Here is an 18,362-nt window from a genome sequence, read left to right as displayed (position 1 = left end):
CATCGACTCGCTTCTGGCGGGCGGAAGGGGAAGATGTCCCGCCACGAGCATCAAACCGCCGATAAGCGGCGACGCGCTACTAGTCTCGATCACCCCTCCGGCTAAAGCCATGAAAGGCGCGCCTACCACTGCGTCTTGGGGCGGCCAGTAACATGGCCACACGCTCGATGATCAATCTTGTGCCCGATCCGCTTGTTTGAGGAGCGCCAGGACGAAGTCGATCGTTGTCTCGACATCACAGAGCTGCGGAGGTTCCTGTGGAGGATCTGCCACTGGCCGGCACCGTCGTCGTCGCCCTCGAGCAGGCTGTCGCCGCCCCGTTCGCCACCCGACAACTCGGTGACCTCGGCGCTCGAGTGATCAAGATCGAGCGTCCTGGCGTCGGGGATTTCGCGCGCGGCTACGACGACGCCGTCGATGGGACCAGCACCTTTTTCTTCTGGCTAAACCGCGGTAAGGAGAGCCTCACCCTGGACGTCAAGTCGCCCCGTGGACGGGAAGTGCTCGCACGACTGCTCGAGAGAGCCGATGTGTTCGTGCACAACTTGGCCCCAGGTGCGGTGGACCGGCTGGGTTTTGACCGCGAGACCCTCACGTCAACCTACCCACGGCTGGTGTCCTGCGGGCTGTCGGGCTACGGGCACGGCGGCCCGTACGACAACAAGCGGGCCTACGACCTGCTCGTCCAGGGTGAGGTCGGCACGTCATCGACTACGGGGACACCGGAGCAGGGCGTGCGCATCGGCCTGTCGATCGCGGACATCTCCGGTGGGATGTATGCGTTCGCCAGCGTGCTCTCGGGGCTCCTCGGACGGACCCGCACCGGGCGGGGTGCGAATCTGGAGACCACCCTCCTGGATGCTCTGTCGGAGTGGATCTCCCCCGCTCTGTACCAGGCCCTGCACGGAGGGGTGTTGCCGCCGCGGAGCGCCGACTCGCATCCCTCGCTGTACCCCTATGGGCGCTTCCGGTGCCGTGGAGGTCGAGAGCTCAACATCGGGATCCAGAACGACCGAGAGTGGGTGCGGTTGTGCACGGACGTCCTGGGCCGTCCTGATCTGGCCCACGATCCCAGGGTGGCCCGCAACATCGAGCGCTCGAAGAACCGTGACTTCGTCGACGAGGTGATGGAGGCGGCGCTCTCGCAGCTCAGCGTCGAGGAGGTCACCGAGCGGCTGGACAAGGCAAATATCGCCTTCGGCATGGTGAACGACATGGCCGACCTCGCCCAGCATCCTCAACTGGCGGCTCGGGACCGGTGGCGTGATGTTGAGACGCCGGCGGGCAAGAAGCGGGCACTGCGGCCGCCGGTGGACCTGCCCGCGGGAGAGGCTCCCATGGGTCCGATCCCGACCGTGGGGGAGCACACCGACTCGATTCTCGCGTGGCTGGGCTACGAACCGCAGGACATCGCAACCATGCGTGACACCGGCGTGTGTTGAGAACCGGGCCGCGCAACCGCTCGACCGGCGGGACAGCTGGCATGCGCCTCTCTGGACATCGACGAAGGTCCTCCTGATGTGCGGGGGAGCGTCGCCCCCGCTGTTCCCCTCGGCCTGACCGGGCAAGACCCCCGTGGTGACTCATGTCAAGATGCGCGCGTAGCGGCCTTCGTTGGCTCAGGAGCGGATGCGCGCGTGGTGATGGCCTGCACCGGGGGCTTGGCCGCGGCGCGCGCCTTGCTGGTGGTCAGGGTGAGCAGCTCGGCGGTGAGGGCCTGGATCTGCCGCTGGATCGCTGCGGGGTTCAGCCCGATGAGGGCGTCTTTCATGATCGTCTTGTCCTCGGCGGTGACCGCGTCGTGGCGCTCGGCCCGGCGGTGCGGCGTGGTCGGCCGGTCGTAGCGCTTGGTGACCTTCGCGCCGTCGCGGACCTTGGACACCAGTTTCTGCTGGGCCAGGAAGTAGTTGGTCATCTGCGACTGCAGCACCCAGATCTTGTTCAGCAGCCGCAGCTCGGCGGGGGTGTCGTAGCGGTGGTAGCCGACCACGGTGCGCACCACCGCCCAGTTCTTCTGCTCCACGTGCGCGCCGTCGTTGGAGTTGCCCGGACGGGACCGGGCGAAGGTGAACGTGCGCTGCTCGCACCAGGCGAGCAGGTGATGGTTGATGAACTCCGAGCCGTTGTCGGAGTCCACCCCCAGCAGCGGGAAGGGCATGATCTTTGCGATCTCCTCCAGCACCGCGATCACCCACTTGCGCACCTTGTTGGGCACCGACCGGTTCTCCGTTCAACCGGTGGCGATATCGGTCACCGTGAGCGTGTAGGCGTGGTCCCCGACAGCGTTGCCGCCCTCGTGGCCGACCAAGTCGATCTCCACGAACCCCGGTACGGCGTCGTCCCACTGCGCCCACGTGCGGATCGGGATCGAGTCCTTCAGCAGTGACCCGGGCTTGGTGTGGCTGCGTCCCCGCAGGTCCAGCGCGGCCCGGTACTCCGCGAGGCGCCGGTCCATCGTGGCCGGCGACATCACCATCAGCGCGGCGGCCAGCTCGTCGCTGACGTCGAGCTCCCCGAAGCGCCGCAGGGTGGGCACCAGCTCACCCATCACCGGGGCGAGCCGCTTGCCCGTCGGCGCGTCCAGCACCGCCCAGCAGAACCGCAGCACCAGCACGACGTCGACCCCGTACCTCGGGGCCCGCGGCTGACGTGCACGCACCACCTTCGGCTTCAGCGCCGAGGCCAGCGCCTTGCGCGCGTGGTTGCGGTGCCAGCCCGTGGTCGCGCACAGCTCGTCGAGGATCGCGCCCTTCTCCGCCCTGCTCGCCCGCCGATACCGGGTCGCGATGGCCTTGGTCACTGCCTGGCGCTGGCCCATCGTCAGTTCCATCACCAGGGCTCTACGCGCGCATTCACCGGTGAGTCAACGACCACCCCCACGCGCGCATGTTTGGTGAGTCAACGCGACCCCTTGCTGGCGTGCGGGGGGAGGGGGCACGATGCACCAAGCTCGACGGCCGGGAGACCATGCACACAGCTTTCCGTCCGCCATGGCTGTCGGCGCCGGCCTGCTCGAGGACCCGCTGACCGGCTCCGCCGCATGAGGCCGTCGGCCCCGACGGATGCGGCGACGTGGCTGCATGGTCGGCGAGGCCCGACCCGCTCGTGGTTGTCAGCCGGGACGCCGGTCGACGTGGGGAGGGCATGGCGGAGAAATCGGACGGCCAAGGCCCGGATAGCGGCATCGGCAGATGGACGCATCGAGACGTTCTACACCACACCTGTGCCATGCCGGCTCTGGTGATCCTCCGGCATCCTCGGCGTCCGACTTCTCGTTGCCAGGTCACGATGCATGTTGTGGCCATGTGGCCATGTGGCCATGTGGCCATGTGGCCGCGAGGCAGCGTGCCGGTTGCCGCCGCGGTTGAGTCGGGAGCCGGGTCGTACGTCCGCAGCCGGTCGACGGAGATGACGATGCCGCAGCGTTGAGCGAAGGCGACCTCGCAGCGCAGGGCCCCGCACGTGTCGCCGGCAGTGATCCTCAGCTGAGCGGCCATAACCGACCTCCTGGCCCGACCCCGGCGAGCAGCGTGGTGGGAATCCCGGCGCGGTCCGTGCCGCCCGGCGGCAACGGCAGCCGGGGGGCCACGACTTCCGGGGACCGATGGAGGCGGACTGACACGAGAATACACCTCCTGGCATCCGGCGTGGGACAACTGAAAAGAACGCAATTGAATGGCGCATTCATCGGCGCGGGACGCGATATGGCGGAATGCAACGGGTAGGCCACGAAGACGTGCAGGCCTTGACCCCTCCGCGATCCCGCCCATAGTGTCCTGGATCACGGAGGGGATCTGCGACACAATCAGGCTTTTGGCACCACAGTCGTCAACCGCCAGACCAAAGGGGCTGGAAGTGCACCCTGGCCATGAGCCAACCCGGAAGGCCGCAGGAATCCGAGGACGCCGCCGGCGTCCACGGTGATGAACGTGCAACAACCCCGCTTTCCGGGGACGCATCCCCGCGCAGCCACGTCAGGTGCTGTCGCCACGCAAGGGTCCGCCCGGCGAGTCAGATAGCCCCTACTCAGGAAGGTGCTCCCGTGCACATCGCGTGAGCACCGGCCGACAGACGTCGAGGGAAAGGAACTCCCAAGTCATGCGAACACTCAAGCCACTGGCCATTCGTTCCACGGCATTGGTGATCGCCGCCGGTGTCATGACCGCGTGCGGCGCCGAGGGCGGCGACGTCGACGCCGGTGCCGACGGCGGCGGCGGTAACGGCGACAGCGAGGCCGCCTACCCGGACGTGGACCTCTCGGGCACCTTTCTCACCGGCAGCAGCGGCGGCGTCTATGACGCCCTCGGCGGTGGTATGGCCGGCGTCATCAGCGAGGAAGTCCCGGGTATCCGGCTGAACCCGAGCAACCCGCCGAACATCTCCGTCGTGATCCAGCGGATCACCGACGGCGCGGCGGTGCTCGGCATCATGCAGGCCGATGCGGTGTACCGGGCCATCGAGGGGGTCGGTGAGTTCGACCAGCCTTACGACCAAGTGCGCTTCGTGATGGGGTTGTACGACAACGTCATGTCCCAGGTGGTCCTGGAGGACTCTCCGCTGAACACTTGCTCGGACGTCGCAGGCCAGTCCGTAGGGGTTCCCTCGGAGACCACCCAGCAGCTGGTCGCGGCCGTCTACGAGACGTGCGGGGTGTCGGAGTCCGAGATCGAATGGGTCTACCTCACTTACGCGGAGCAGGCTGCGGCACTGAGAGACGGCGACATCGACGTCGGTACCTTCACCGGCTATCCGAAGAACGCAACGGTGGAGGAACTCGCCGCGACGGCCGGGATCAAGTTCATCGAGACTCCGGACGAGGTCGTCGACACCTGGAACGAGGAGAACCCTCTGACCGCCTTTGCCACCATCCCGGCGGGGACCTACCCGGGGGTGGACACGGATGAGCGATTCTACGCCATCTTCGCCAACCTGATCACGAGCTCCGAGGTACCGGAGGACGCGATCTACGCGATCACCAAGGCCGTCACCGAGAGGGCCGACGACATCGGGCAGATCCACCCGGCCGGTGAGTCCATCGGGCTCGAGAAAATCCAGCAATACCTGGACGACGGCATCCTCGACCCGGACTACATCCACGCGGGCGCGCTCAGGTACTTCGAGGAGGAGGGTCTCACCATTCCCGGTGCCTGATGACTCGGCCTCCGCCATGAGTCGTCACTGACCGCTTTGCCTCATGGTTCCGCTTGGGCCGTAGGTATCACCTACGGCCCAAGCGGGACCACCTCCTGTGACGAGCAGCTACTCGGAGACGTTGATGGTCAATGAAAAAAAAGCGGGGCGGCCGCAGTCGCGCGAGGCCGCAATCGATCCGGATCTCGCACACGACGCCGAAGTCACGGAGCCGGCCACCTACGAGGGGGCCGTGGACCCTGTCGATCCGCCAGATGAGGAAAAAGAAGGCAAGCCCTTCCGCTACACCATCGCGTTCCTGTGCGTGGCATGGACAGCCTTCCAGCTGTACACCGCTGCTACCGGCGTCCTGCCTGCTTTGCAGTACCGCTCCGTCCACCTGGCCTTCGGGGCCGTCATCGCGTTCCTGATCTTCCCCGCGTTCCCCAAGCGCACGAGGGATCGGCACCGGTTCACCGTCGAAAAGGTGATCATGGCGCTCGTGGCCCTGGCGGCTATCGGATACGTGATCGTCAATCACTTCGCTCTCTGGACCACGACCTCCAGCGTGACGACCACCCAGATGGTCGTCGGCCTCGTGCTGATCGTGGTCGTGCTCGAACTGGCGCGCCGGAGCATCGGCTTGGCCATCCCGATCATCGGCGTCGTGTTTCTGATCTACTCCTATGTCGGTGAGTCCCTGCCGGGCGTCCTGGGGCACGGCGGGTTCGACCTGCCGCAGATCGCCTTCTACCAGGGCCTCAGCCTGCAGGGCATCTTCGGGATCCCCCTGGGCGTCATCGCCACGTTCGTTTTCCTCTTCGTGCTCTACGCCGCACTTCTCCAGGTCTCCGGCGCCGGGCAGATCTTCATCGACATCGCCACAGGCCTCTTCGGGATGGTGCGCGGCGGCCCAGCCAAGGTGGCCGTCGTGGCAAGCGCGTCGTTCGGCACCATCTCGGGCAGCGCCGTGGCCAACGTCGCCAGTACCGGGCCGTTCACCATTCCATTGATGCAGAGGATCGGCTATAGGGCGCGATTTGCGGCCGCCGTGGAAGCAGTTGCTTCTTCGGCAGGCCAAATCACGCCCCCACTGATGGGCGCGTCGGCATTCCTCATCGCCGAGATCCTCGCGGTTCCGTTCTGGTCCGTCGCAGTGGCAGCCGCAGTCCCGGCCTTCCTCTACTTCGCCGCCGTCTTCATCACCGTGGACATCGAAGCCGCGAAGCACCATCTCACCGGGATGCCTCGTGAGGAGCTGCCCAGCGTCCGGAAGGCCGTCAAACGTGGCTGGCACCTGTTGCTGTCGCCCGCGCTCCTCGGCGTGCTTCTCATCGTGTACCAGCTGTCGCCGGCGCGGTCGGCCTTCTACACGATCTGCCTGACCCTGGTCCTGGCAATGATCCACCCGTCCACCAGGATGAATCCGGCTGAGCTGGTCAATGTCGCCGTCGTGGGTTGTAAGTCGGTCCTCGAGGTGACCATCGCGACCGCCAGTGTCGGCATGGTCATCGGAGTCATGACCCAGACCGGTCTCGGGTTCACGCTGTCGGGACTTCTTATCGATGCAGCCGGCGGCTACCTGATCGTCTTGCTGGTCCTAACCATGCTGACCTCCTTGGTGCTCGGTATGGGCCTGCCTACCGTTGCGGCCTACTTGGTGCTCAGCGTCACGGTGGCGCCGGCGTTGATCGAGTTCGGAGTCAATGAACTCGGGGCTCACCTGTTCATCTTCTACTTCGGGATCCTGTCGGCGATAACCCCGCCGGTCGCGCTGGCTTCCATGGTGGCCGCAGGTATTGCCAAGTCGCCTCTCTGGCCAACGAGTTTGACCGCCTTCCGACTCGCCATCCCCGCGTTCATCCTCCCATTCATGTTCGTCTACAACCCGTCTCTCCTGCTGCAGCAGGACAGCATCCTCAGAATTGTCGTCGGGGTGGTCTCGGCGTTGGCGGGTGTCTACGGCGTAGCCGCCGGGCTCCAGTTGTTCATCTTCCGGAGGATGAACCCGGTTCTTGCCGTGCTATCGGTCATAACCGGTTGCGTCCTGATCGCTCCCGGGCTCTACACCGCTGCCATCGGCTTCGGGGTCCTCGGTGCGATCTTCGCGTATCAGCGGTTCGGCGGCTCCCGTGGCAAGGAACAGGGGGCGCGGGTCGGGGACAGCTCGACGGCGCCCGCGGGGGCCACCGCAACCGACCAGCCGGCTGGCCGCCAATGAGCATCGGCAGGTCCCGGCGGTCATTCGACTGTCGACTTACCTCTGAAGGAGACGTATGACCCAGCGGTCACTCGAAAAGTTGTTGAGGCCCTCGTCCATCGCGGTCGTCGGCGCATCCGACGATCCGACAAAGGTCAGTGGCCGCCCCATCGCATACCTCAAGCGCTATGGCTTCGCGGGGAAAATCTACCCGATCAACCCCCGCCGTACCGAAGTCCAGGGCTTGACGTGCTATCCGTCGATCGAAGCGACGCCCGGAGCCGTGGACCTGGCCGTCATCGCCATCCCTGCGACCGCGGTGGTTCAGACCCTCAACGACTGCGTGGACGCGGGAGTGCGCAGCTGCATCATCTTCAGCTCCGGCTTCTCCGAGCTCGGCGAGGAGGGTGGTGCCCTCCAGCGGGAGATCACCGGGATCGCGCGGCGGTCGGGGATGCGCGTCCTGGGGCCGAACTGCCAAGGCGTCTTCAGCGTGGGGACGAAGGCAGCTCCGACTTTCGCTTCCGCGTTCGCTCAGGGAGACCTGACGGTCGGGTCCGGGGCCATCGTCAGTCAGAGCGGCGCCGTGGCGGCGATGCTGTACCAACTGCTGGGCAACGCCGGGAGCGGTATCCAGTACTACGTCGCCACCGGGAACGAATCCGACGTCACCGTCGCCGACGTGATGCTCGACGTGGTCCGTGACCCCGAGGTGTCGGTGGTGCTCGGGTACCTGGAAGACCTGAAGGATCCGGACGGCCTGGCCGACGCCGGGCAGGTCGCGCGGCAAGAGGACAAGCCGATCCTCGTGCTGAAGTCGGGACGGACGGCGGAGGGCAAGGTCGCGGCCTCGTCCCACACCGGTGCCCTGGCCGGAGACGACGACGCCGTCGACGAGTTCTTCCACAAACACGGCATCGTCCGCGTCGGTGACCTGATCGAGCTGGCAGCCTTCAGCCAGATGTTCGGGCAGAAGAGGCGGGCCGCCGGGAGACGGGTCGCCGTCATCACGAACTCCGGTGGACTCGGCGTGATGGTCGTCGACCAGTGCAAGGCGCTCGGCCTCGAGATCGCGGTCCTGCAGTCGGACACCATCGCCGGGCTGAAGGCCATGCTTCCGACCTTTGCCTCGGCGGCGAACCCGGTGGACGTGACCACTCAGCTCCTGGTCGAGCCCCGCTTGCTCTCCCGCGCCGTGCCGCTCCTCATGGAGGACCCGGGTGTCGATGCGGTCCTCGCGAGCTTCGGTGCCTTGGGTGGCGGCTACGACATCGACGCGATCATCGGTGACCTGGCACAGGCCAACGACGAGCACGATGCGTTGCTCGCTGTGGGCTGGGTTGGCAGTCACCAGAGCATCATCCAGCGGTTGGGTGCGGGGGGAGTTCCGGCCGCACAGAACCCCAGCCTCGTCGTCCGGTCGCTGGCTGCCTACGTCGACTTCAGTCTCGATCGAGCCGACTCGGCCGGAGACGACTCGGCGACATCCGCGCGGGGCGCCGTGGCGAACGCGGCCACGGCTCCCGGGCTCGTGTCGATCCCTGATGCCGCTGCTGTCATCGCCGCCTACCAGCCGCTCACGGACGACGGCTTCCTGAGCGAATACAACTCCAAGCGGCTCCTCGACCAGCTCGGCGTCTTCCAGATGTCCGACGTCCTCGTGGCGCCCACATCGGCGGTCACGGATGGTCCCGCCCAGCTGACTTTCCCAGTCGTCGCCAAGGCATCGTCGCCGGCTATTCCGCACAAGAGCGATCACGGCCTGGTGGTGCTCAATATTGCGGACGAGCAGAGACTGGAGACGGTTGTCAAGGAGCTCATCGCGCGGGCAGAGGACATCGCGCCGATGGGCACGGTCGAGGGTGTGCTCGTCCAGAAAATGGTGAAGGGAGGTTTCGAGGCATTCCTGGGCGTCAAGCAAGATCCCACATTCGGGCACGTCGTCGTGGTGGGTGCCGGTGGCGTCTTCATCGAGATATTCAGCGACTACCAGTGTGTTCTGCCGCCCATCAGCTACGGATACGCGCTGGACAAGGTGAAGGCACTCAAGGCGTTTCCTGCCATGACCGGGGCACGTGGTGGGGACGAGGCGGACTACGAAGCCCTCGCCCGATTGGTCGTGGAGGTCGGGCGCGTCGTCGAGCACTTGGGCGACGCCCTCCTCGAGATGGACCTCAACCCTGTGAAGGTGCTGCCCAAGGGGCAAGGCGTGGCCGTCCTCGACGCCTTGATCAGGTTGCGGACGGACGAGTCGGCGGCCCGGATGTCCTAGCCGGCCACCGGAGCGAAGGGTGCACGCCTGGTGGGGACGGTCCGGCTCACACGTCCGGACGAATGGCGGTCCGGCCGCCCCCGTGGCCGCGGTGTCGCATCTCCGCCCCTCCGCATTGCCAGCACGACCGCCGTCGGAGCAAGCCGCGGTCCGCCGCCGGTTTCTGGCTCGTGGTCCGGGCCCCCAGTGCACGCGAGGCTGAGTGATCGGGGAATTCCCCGCACCGGTCCGGGTTTTCCGGAGGGCTTCTATGGCCTAGGGTTCCAGTAATGCCGCCGAGTGGGATTCGGGCCTTTGCGTGACTGCCCCTGTCGCAAATCGATGTCCACGGCGGCGCTACTCATCTGAGGTTAGCAATGGTAGAGGCGGCTTTCTCGGCGCGAGTAGGGAGTGGCTGGCCATGGATCAGAGTTGCCGGTGGGCGCATTGCACGAGTGCCCGAATCGCATGACAGACAGAAAGGATTGCGCGTGAGCGAGTCGCTAGATCTGTACCCCTATGCGGTGTATGTGGAAGGCCTGAAGAGCCGTGAGCTGCGGTATCAGCATTGCGATGCCTGCAGTCGCTCGATCTTCCCTCCTCGGGTGCTCTGCCCTTCGTGCGCCTCCACGGAACTGTCCTGGCGGGTGAGCTCAGGACGTGGCGTCGTGTACTCCGCGACGACGATCGAACGACGCGATGGGTCCTACAACGTGGCTCTGGTGGACGTGGACGAGGGCTTCCGGATGATGAGCCGCGTCGACGGGTACCCGGAGGCTGAGATCCCGATCGGGCTCGCTGTCACGTGCGCCTGGCGGCCCGCACAGGAGGCCGACGCGTACCTGCCCGTCTTCGAGCACCGTGGGGGATCCGATGACTGAGCAGCTCCGCGGTAGCGCGGCCATCGTCGGGATCGGTGAGGCCGGGGTCGGCCATGTCGGCCGAGGGGTGATGCCGCTCGACCTCCTGGCGGAGGCCACGCGCACGGCTCTCGATGACGCCGGCCTGTCCCTCTCGGACGTGGACGGACTTTTCTCGGCGTCGGCCTACTACCCGATGGCGGCGCTGAACGTCGCCGAGTACCTCGGGATACGCCCGCGCTTCAGTGACGGCACGAATGTCGGGGGGAGCTCCTTCATCGCTCACCTGCAGCATGCCGTTGCCGCCGTGAATGCCGGAATGTGTGACGTCGCCCTCATCTGCTACGGGAGCACCCAGCGGTCGGACAGCGGGGGCCTCGTGTCCATCGGTGAGCAGTCCCCGTACGAGCGGGACTACCGGCCTCGGTACCCGCTCAGCGCCTATGCGCTGGCGGCGGCCAGGCACATGTACGAGTTCGGCACGACGCGCGAGCAGCTCGCGGAAGTGGCCGTGGCGGCACGGCAGTGGGCCCAGCTCAACCCGGATGCCGTGGTACGGGACCCACTCACCGCAGAAGATGTCCTGAACTCGCGCGTCGTCTCCTCACCTCTGTCGGTGCTCGACTGCTGTCTGGTCACTGATGGCGCCGCGGCAGCGATCGTCACGCGCGCCGAGCGCGCTGCCGACTCGCCGAACCCGGCGGTGTTCATCCTGGGTACCGGCGCGGCGCACTGGCATCGCAGCATCACCAACATGCCGGACCTCACGACGACCGCGGCTGCGGACTCGGGGCCGCGCGCCTTGACCGCGGCCCAGGTGCAGCACTCCGACATCGATCTCCTCATGCTGTACGACGCCTTCACCATCAATACCCTGCTGTTTCTGGAAGACCTGGGGTTCTGCGGGAAGGGCGAAGGCGGGCCCTTCGTGGCAGGCGGTCGAATCCGGCCGGGTGGTTCGCTGGCGGTGAACACCAACGGCGGGGGCCTGTCCTACGGGCATCCCGGGATGTACGGCATGTTTCTGATCATGGAGGCGGTCCGACAGCTCCGTGGTGCTGCCGGAGACCGGCAGCTGGAGAAGCACGACGTCGCCCTCCTCCATGGGAACGGCGGGGTGATGTCGCATCAGGCGACAGCCATCCTGGGTACTGCGGCGGCTCTCTGATCCGACTCCGAAGAGTCGATATGCCGCCATGGCAGCAAACGGGGGCGTGTAGCAGCCCCATTCCTCGACAAGGAGAAGACGGTGCCGGAGAGCAAGGACGTCGAAGTCAGCACAAGGGGACGGATCGGGATCCTCACCATCAATCGCCCCTCCGTCCGTAACAACCTCGGCGGTGATGTCGTCCGCGGCATCTACGAGGCGCTCGACGCGTGGCGGGACGACGATGCGGTAGGCGCAGTGGTCCTCACCGGCGCGGGGGACAAGGCCTTCGCGGCCGGCGCAGACATCGGGGAACTGCAGCGTCGGGTGCCGACGGATGCCCTCGTGGGCCGGATCTCCGGCCTCCTGAGGACCCTCGAGGAATACGAGAAGCCCACGATCGCAGCGGTGAACGGGTACGCCCTGGGCGGAGGGTGCGAGGTGGCCATGGCCTGTGACATCCGTGTCGCCGCCAGGAATGCGAGGTTCGGTCAGCCGGAGGTGAACCTCGGCATCATCGCGGGAGCGGGTGGGACGCAACGGCTCGCCCGTCTGGTGGGCAAGGGACGGGCTCTGGACATGCTCCTCACCGGACGCCTCGTGAGCGCGGAAGAGGCCGAGCGCTACGGGCTGGCCACCTACGTCGTCGATGAGGGCGCGGCGCTGGAGTGTGCGGTGGAGGTAGCTGAAGGACTGCTGGGGAAGGGGCCGTTGGCCCTCCGGCTGACCAAGCTCGCCGTGCACGCCGGAACCGACGTCGACATGGACACGGGCCTGCTCGTGGAGCGGTTGGCGCAAGCCGTTGCTTTCGCCAGCGCCGACAAACTGGAAGGGACCAAGGCGTTCCTGGAGAAGCGCGAGGCCTCCTTCACCGGACGCTGACCATCGCCACATCCTAGAAAGGCGCGAAATGGACGTGAACAATGTACTCGTCGTCGGTGCGGGCGCGATGGGCAGGCAGATCGCCATGCTCTGCGCCCTGAGTGGCCGCAACGTCGCACTCGTCGACGTCGATGCAGGGATGTTGACCACCGCAGAACAAGAGTTGCGGTCCAGAATCGGCCGCAACGTGGAGAAGGGGCGCCTTGCTCAAGAGCAGATGGATGCGGCGTTCGGGCGGATGCGGATGACGACGTCGCTGGAGGAGGGGGCTGCCGACGCCGACTTCCTCATCGAGGCGATCGTCGAGAAGGTCGACGTGAAGCGGGACCTCCTGTCGAAGGTGGACAAGATACTTCCCCCGCACGCGATCATCGCAACCAACTCCTCGACGATCGTCAGTTCGCGGTTGGCCGACGCCACGTCGCGTCCGGATCGGGTCTGCAACATGCACTTCTTCAATCCCGCTCTTGTCATGAAGTGCGTGGAGGTCCTTGGCAACCCGGAGACATCCGAAGAGACGATCGAGACGACCGTCGCTCTCACCAAGAGCATCGGCAAGAGCCCGGTCCTCCTGAGGCAGGAGATCTCGGGATTCGTCGCCAACCGTCTCTTGGCCGGCATCCAGGACGAAGCGGTGTCCCTGTACGAGAAGGGAATCGCCTCGGTCGCAGACATCGACACGGCGGCGCGTGAGGCGCTGGGACATCCCATGGGCCCGTTCGAGTTGATGGACATGACCGGTATCGACGTGAACTTCTACGTGCGCACGGCTCGCTTCGAAGAGAGCCGTGACGAGGCGCAGAAACCCAAGCGTGCCGTGGTCGAGAAGTTCGAGCGCGGCGAACTGGGGCGCAAGACCGGAGTCGGCTGGTATCGCTATGACAGCGCCGGCAAGAAACTCGGGCCCGCCGATTGACCCGGTGCACATCCCCGTGGCCGCTGCCGTAACGCGCATGCAGGCGGTCGCTGCGCCCGGGGGCGGACACGCGGGCACGGATCCCCGAGTGTTCACCTCATGACGCTGCCCGTCGGGCGGGGAGGCGGCCGCGGCCGCCTCCCCGGGGACGGTGACGTGCTCGGCGGCCGCGGGCGCTCCCATGTCGGCCCGCCACCGTGCGGCACAGGCCTGAGGGCCGGGGGACTCGGGGAGGCCCGGGCCGCCCACGGCCCGGCACAGGTTGGTGCTGAAAGAGGAGTCGCGGTCGTCCCGGACGACGCATGTGCGGATACCGGCTCGCATTCGATGGTCGGCCCACAGAGCCCTCCGGGGAGGGCTACGTTCCCGACCCGCCGTTCGCGGGTCGCCGACTGACGGAAGGCGATCAGTCCGAATGGTTCTCGGGCCGCAGCGCGAGGCCGGCAAGCCTGCACCGAAGCAGGCAGCGGCCGTGCTGTTGGCCGTCTCCGTTTCCGTCGTCGCGGTCTTGCCCGCCTTCCTCGTCGGCGCCCTGGCCCTGCAGATCCGCCCTGACCTGGGGATCGGGCTCGCGGTGATCGGAATGGCGACAGGCGTGATGTTCGGGATCTCCGGGCTCAGCGCACGTCCGCTGGGAGCGCTCGTCCAGCGGCTCGGGGCCCGTCGCGGCATGGCGCTCTCCGCCCTCCTCTCGACCGTGGCTCTCGCCGGCTGCGGTGTGGCGGGATCCACGACCTGGCTCATGGGCGCGCTCTTCGTCGCCGGGTTGAGCAACGGTGCGGGGCACCCAGCCGCTAACATGGCGCTCTCCGAAGTCATCACGGAGGCCCGGCTGGGGCTGGCTTTCGGCATCAAGCAGGCGGCGATACCTGCGGCCACGCTGATCAGCGGTCTCGCCGTCCCTGCTGTCACTCTGCTGGTCGGCTGGCGGGCGGCGTTCGGGCTGGCCGCGGTCCTGTCCGCCGGGATAGCCGTGTGGGCCCTGTTCTCCGGACGCGATTCGCGGACACGGAAGGCGGCGAGAACCGGAGTACCTCGGCTCGGCGTCCCACGTCGCGCTCTGCTGATCCTGGCGCTCGGCGGCGGTCTCGGCCTCGGAGCCGCCACGTCCCTGGGTGTCTTCCTGGTTGGCTCCGGCGTGGAGGCCGGTCTCGATCCGGCCATGGCTGGGCTGCTGTTCTCAGCGGCCTCTCTCTTCGGCATCCTCGTCCGGGTCGGCCTCGGCTGGCTGGCCGACCGTCGTCCGCACGTCAGCCTCTACCTTCCTGTGGCGGTGCTCCTACTCGGGGGCACGCTCGGCTACCTGTTCATCTCGGCGGAAATCGTCCCGTCGCTCGTCGTCGGATCCTTCATAGCCTTCGCCACGGGCTGGGCCTGGCCGGGGCTGTTCCAGCTGGCCGTCGTGAAGGACAACCGACTGGCCGCAGCCTCCGCCACCGGGTACGTCCAGACCGGCACGTCATCGGGCTGTGCTCTCGTGCCGCTCATGTTCGGGTTCGTGGCGGAGGCGGCCTCCTACTCGACGGCGTGGGCGGTCGTCGCCGGCTTGAGCGCTGCGGCCGCAGTCACTGTGTTCGTCGGTGGCCGCATGGCGCGCGGATCCCGCCAGGAGCTGCCGATGCCGCCCGGAGCTCGTGACGACGCGTCCGGCGCCGCCGGCGCAGAGACCGTCCTGCTCTGCTCCCCGGCCGACCATGACCGCACGGGCTGCGACGCCCCGAAGGCACCACGGCGGGGACGTGGCCGCAGAACCGATCATCACGAGAAACCTTCTGGAGGGTGATGTGAAAGAACTGGACGTCCTCGTCATCGGGGCTGGACTCGCCGGACTTCAGTGTGCCGTGACACTGCGGGAGCTGCGCCCGGACCTGCGGGTAGGAGTGCTGGAGAGCCAGCAGCGCACCGGAGGATCATGCCGGTGGGCCGTCGGATCGTTCAGCGCAGGCGGCACGGCATGGCAGTCGCGGGCGGGAGTCGAGGATTCGCCCGAGGAGCACTATCGGCAAATGCTGGACATGTGCCAGCTCGGCGCGACAGAAGCGGACGTGGAGCGGAACAAGGCTCTTCTGTGGCAGATGTGCCAACACGGACCGGCGGCGCTGCAGGTTCTCGAATCGCGCGGGGTCGTCCTCGCCGGGCCGTTCCTGGAGCCGCCGCACACCAAGCCCAGGATGCACAACACCGTCCCTCGGGCCAGCGCGGTCACCGAAGTCCTCGCCGCTGCGTTCGTGCAGGGTGGTGGCACCATCCGGACGGGCCCAGAGGGTGACGTGGTGGACGTGGAGCGGTCTGGAACCGCGGCAGAAGATCTCCTCGTCAAGTCCCGGACAGAGGTGTACTCGGCAGCAGCCCTGGTGATCGCCAGCGGTGACCTCAGCGGGACCCATGCAGTGGTCCCCAGCGTCAACCCAGGGGCGACAGGCGTGCCCGTCGGGTTGGCAGTGGAGCGCCTCGGAGCGCGATCGCACGAGCCACACTTCTCGCCCAGCTTGCGCACCGTGTCCGATCGGGCCGCCTTCGTCGCTCCCACCGAAGACCTGATCCGGGCCGGGTGGATCGTCACGGCCTCCGGTCGCCGGGTCGATGGCGCACTGGCTCTGGCCGGACTGGAAGCCCTCGTGGGTCAGGATCTGCATCTCGAGGTGCCGCAGGAGGCCGTCAGCGACGACGCGAGCCTGTGCACGTATCCCGCGAAGGGATACGGAACCGCGCACGACCTCCTGGCCGACGGCTTGGCCGTCCAGGTCGACGGTGAGGGCACAGGTCCGATTCTCCGCATCGGGCCGATCAGGGTGGTGATCTCGCTCGCCGACGGCGGGCTGGACGTGAACGACTCCATGCAGGTCCTGACCGGGAGCAGTGCCGCGATCGAAGGCCTGTACGCGTGCGGCTCCGCCGCCGTCGGGGGGATGCGGCTGGTCGGCCACGGCCACCACCTGATGTGGGCGGCCGTCACAGGGGCCGCAGCCGCCCGCGCTGTGGTGGCAGCCTCGTGAGCGCGGCTCTGCGCCCCACCGCTCCTGACCGTCCCGGACCGCCGGAGTCGTCCGGCGTCGTCTCGGCCCGAGACGGCGGCGGAGCCGCGAGCCGGAGGTGGAGGGCGGTCGTGACGGACGCCGACACGCCACCGCGCCCCGGCCCCATGTCTCCGCGCACTCGTGCGAGTGCCGCGGCATCGAGAAGGAGTGCTGATGAGGATCACTAGTCTTGCGGGGCGACTGCAGTTGGTGACCGGAAGCGGGATGGTGGACGTCGAGTCCGAGAGCGAGGGACGCTTCGGCCCGGATCCCCAGAGTGTCTTCCCGCGATGGTCGGAGTTCCGTAGCTGGGCCGGCGAACATGGTGCGGCAAGCGGGGACGCCACGGCATCGCTGCCCGAGAACCCGGACCTCGCCGCACCGGTGCCTCGCCCCGCGCAGGTCTTCGCGGTGGGACTGAACTACCAGGCGCATGTTTCGGAGGCAGGCAGGGACCGACCTGATGCGCCGGTGACCTTCACCAAGTTCCCGAGCTGCCTGACGGGGCCGTACACGACCATCGCCCTGCCCGGCGAACGCGTCGACTGGGAAGTCGAACTGGTCGTCGTCATGGGTGAGACGGTGCGCAACGGCCGTCTCGAGGACGCCTGGGGTCAGGTGGCGGGGCTCATGGTGGGCCAGGACCTGTCCGAGCGGGAGGTGCAGCTGCGTCCACCGACCCCCCAGTTCAGCCTCGGCAAGTCCTTCCCGCAGTTCGGCCCCACGGGTCCCGTCCTGGTCACCCCGGACGAGTTCAGTGACCCGGACGATCTCGCCATCTCCTGCGCTGTCAACGGTGAGGAGGTCCAGTCCGCGAAAACGTCGCAGATGATCTTCAGTGTTCCGGAAGTGATCGTTGCGCTGTCCGCCATAGTGACGCTGCTGCCGGGCGACCTCATCTTCACCGGAACGCCGTCGGGCGTGGGCAATGCGCGGAAGCCGCCGAAGTACCTGACCCCCGGGGACGAGCTCACCAGCTACATCGAGAACATCGGGACCATGCGGCACACCTTCACGAGGTGATCGTCCGCGTTCCCTCCTTCCACGATTCGCGCCAGACAGCCCGGCTGGAATCCGCGCACCGGGCACGGTGCCAGGAACGTCGGGCAACCCGAGAAAGAGGAGGATCCACCCCATGACAGGTCCGACCGTGCAGTGGGACGAAGGCGACCGTGGTCTCCTGGGACAAGGCGTACTCGCCATCTGGTGCGACATGGCCCCGGAGTCCGACGACCAGTTCAACGCGTGGTACACCCACGAACACCTGCCGGAACGGGTCGGTGTGCCTGGCTTCCTGCGCGGGCGCCGCTACATCCGGGACGACCGGCACGGCGTCGACGGTCAGCGCTATTTGGCCTTCTACGAGGCCACCGACACAGCCGTGTTCTCCTCGCCGGCTTATCTGGAACGGCTGAACAACCCCACGCCTCTCACGCGCACCATGGCGCCGCGGCTCGAGAACGCCAAACGAACCGTCCTCTCGGTCCAGGCTTCCTACGGCAGAGGGGTGGGCAGGGAGCTGACCATCGTGGAATTCGGGCCGACGGATGCGGGAGCCGTCTCCGAGTGGGTCTCCTCCTCCCTGGTCCCACAGGCCCTGTCCCGTCCGCAACTCACGGGGCTGCACCTCCTCGTCCCGGACGAGGCGGCGACGAAGGCGAAGGAAGGGACGCAAGAGGCGCGCGGCGTGACGCGAGCGATGGCCCAGTGGGTGCTCGTCATGGAAGGCACCGGCGGGGTGCCGGACGTCGCTGCGGAGTTGGTCCTGGGCGCTGATGGACTGGCGTCTCACGGTGCCAGCGGGACGCCGACGTCCATCACCTACGAGTACACCGTGTCCCTCCTCTCGCCCGATCTGCACACCGGTCCAGGTGCTGCGGCGGCCTCGTAGATCGGTGGAGCGACAGCGAGCGGCCGATCACCGCGTCCCCTGCCCCCTCGGAGCAGCCGTGGACGGCT

The 18,362-nt window shown here is 67.2% G+C and carries 14 protein-coding genes; 12 read left to right on the top strand and 2 right to left on the bottom strand.

Translation table 11 applies throughout. The features are described from left to right. The first annotated feature begins 257 nt into the window (after positions 1–257). Positions 258–1,442 (top strand): CaiB/BaiF CoA transferase family protein, encoded by a 1,185-nt coding sequence (locus BLASA_RS15725; RefSeq protein WP_014377188.1) that lies wholly within the window; start codon positions 258–260, stop codon positions 1,440–1,442. Between the two features lie 146 nt (positions 1,443–1,588). On the opposite strand, the gene BLASA_RS25605 is transcribed toward BLASA_RS15725, so the two are convergent. Next, positions 1,589–2,215 carry a DDE-type integrase/transposase/recombinase gene (locus tag BLASA_RS25605; protein WP_014377187.1) on the bottom strand — a complete coding sequence of 209 codons (627 nt, stop codon included), beginning with the start codon at positions 2,213–2,215 and terminating at the stop codon, positions 1,589–1,591. Between the two features lie 15 nt (positions 2,216–2,230). Next, positions 2,231–2,830 (bottom strand): transposase, encoded by a 600-nt coding sequence (locus BLASA_RS25600; RefSeq protein ID WP_014377186.1) that lies wholly within the window; start codon positions 2,828–2,830, stop codon positions 2,231–2,233. A gap of 1,223 nt (positions 2,831–4,053) precedes the next feature. Here BLASA_RS25600 and BLASA_RS15715 point away from each other — a divergent pair. The 11 genes from BLASA_RS15715 to BLASA_RS15665 all read left to right on the top strand — a co-directional run bounded on the left by BLASA_RS15715 (position 4,054) and on the right by BLASA_RS15665 (position 18,294). Beyond that, entirely contained in the window at positions 4,054–5,151 is a 1,098-nt protein-coding gene (locus tag BLASA_RS15715; protein ID WP_166486563.1) for a TAXI family TRAP transporter solute-binding subunit, read from the top strand. Positions 5,152–5,248: 97 nt separating this feature from the next. Further along, the gene (locus tag BLASA_RS15710; RefSeq protein WP_014377184.1) at positions 5,249–7,351 is read left to right on the top strand and encodes a TRAP transporter permease; all 2,103 of its coding nucleotides are present in this window, start codon (positions 5,249–5,251) and stop codon (positions 7,349–7,351) included. A gap of 55 nt (positions 7,352–7,406) precedes the next feature. After that, positions 7,407–9,602: an acetate--CoA ligase family protein gene (locus tag BLASA_RS15705; protein WP_014377183.1), complete on the top strand. Its 2,196-nt coding sequence runs from the start codon at positions 7,407–7,409 to the stop codon at positions 9,600–9,602. A 470-nt stretch (positions 9,603–10,072) separates the two neighbouring features. Beyond that, on the top strand, positions 10,073–10,462 hold the full coding sequence (locus BLASA_RS24330) for a Zn-ribbon domain-containing OB-fold protein (protein WP_014377180.1): 390 nt from the start codon (positions 10,073–10,075) through the stop codon (positions 10,460–10,462). Next, positions 10,455–11,609, top strand: a complete 1,155-nt coding sequence (locus BLASA_RS15695) for an acetyl-CoA acetyltransferase (RefSeq protein WP_041776603.1) — start codon at positions 10,455–10,457, stop codon at positions 11,607–11,609. Before BLASA_RS24330 ends, BLASA_RS15695 begins: the two co-directional genes overlap by 8 nt. Before the next feature lie 81 nt (positions 11,610–11,690). Beyond that, positions 11,691–12,470 (top strand): enoyl-CoA hydratase/isomerase family protein, encoded by a 780-nt coding sequence (locus BLASA_RS15690; RefSeq protein ID WP_014377178.1) that lies wholly within the window; start codon positions 11,691–11,693, stop codon positions 12,468–12,470. Between the two features lie 28 nt (positions 12,471–12,498). Further along, positions 12,499–13,386 (top strand): 3-hydroxyacyl-CoA dehydrogenase family protein, encoded by an 888-nt coding sequence (locus BLASA_RS15685; protein WP_014377177.1) that lies wholly within the window; start codon positions 12,499–12,501, stop codon positions 13,384–13,386. A 472-nt stretch (positions 13,387–13,858) separates the two neighbouring features. Beyond that, the gene (locus BLASA_RS15680) at positions 13,859–15,169 is read left to right on the top strand and encodes an MFS transporter (protein ID WP_231839473.1); all 1,311 of its coding nucleotides are present in this window, start codon (positions 13,859–13,861) and stop codon (positions 15,167–15,169) included. Further along, positions 15,126–16,382 carry an FAD-binding protein gene (locus tag BLASA_RS15675; RefSeq protein WP_014377175.1) on the top strand — a complete coding sequence of 419 codons (1,257 nt, stop codon included), beginning with the start codon at positions 15,126–15,128 and terminating at the stop codon, positions 16,380–16,382. The genes BLASA_RS15680 and BLASA_RS15675 overlap by 44 nt, the downstream gene beginning before the upstream one ends. A gap of 246 nt (positions 16,383–16,628) precedes the next feature. Further along, positions 16,629–17,426 (top strand): fumarylacetoacetate hydrolase family protein, encoded by a 798-nt coding sequence (locus BLASA_RS15670; RefSeq protein WP_231839472.1) that lies wholly within the window; start codon positions 16,629–16,631, stop codon positions 17,424–17,426. Between the two features lie 127 nt (positions 17,427–17,553). After that, positions 17,554–18,294, top strand: a complete 741-nt coding sequence (locus BLASA_RS15665; RefSeq protein ID WP_051005036.1) for a DUF4286 family protein — start codon at positions 17,554–17,556, stop codon at positions 18,292–18,294. Positions 18,295–18,362: the final 68 nt, after the last annotated feature.

The organism is Blastococcus saxobsidens DD2, assembly GCF_000284015.1.
In the GTDB taxonomy this organism is placed as follows: domain Bacteria; phylum Actinomycetota; class Actinomycetes; order Mycobacteriales; family Geodermatophilaceae; genus Blastococcus; species Blastococcus saxobsidens_A.
The sequence above is the reverse complement of the archived record's forward strand: the minus strand, read 5'-3'. Positions and strand labels throughout refer to the sequence as shown.

What these genes read in the sequence shown, in the direction of transcription:
- BLASA_RS25600 (WP_014377186.1), bottom strand. Translation starts at nt 2,830, where the DNA reads ATGGAACTGACGATGGGCCAGCGCCAGGCAGTGACCAAGGCCATCGCG.
- BLASA_RS15705 (WP_014377183.1), top strand. Translation starts at nt 7,407, where the DNA reads ATGACCCAGCGGTCACTCGAAAAGTTGTTGAGGCCCTCGTCCATCGCG.
- BLASA_RS15695 (WP_041776603.1), top strand. Translation starts at nt 10,455, where the DNA reads ATGACTGAGCAGCTCCGCGGTAGCGCGGCCATCGTCGGGATCGGTGAG.
- BLASA_RS15685 (WP_014377177.1), top strand. Translation starts at nt 12,499, where the DNA reads ATGGACGTGAACAATGTACTCGTCGTCGGTGCGGGCGCGATGGGCAGG.
- BLASA_RS15670 (WP_231839472.1), top strand. Translation starts at nt 16,629, where the DNA reads ATGGTGGACGTCGAGTCCGAGAGCGAGGGACGCTTCGGCCCGGATCCC.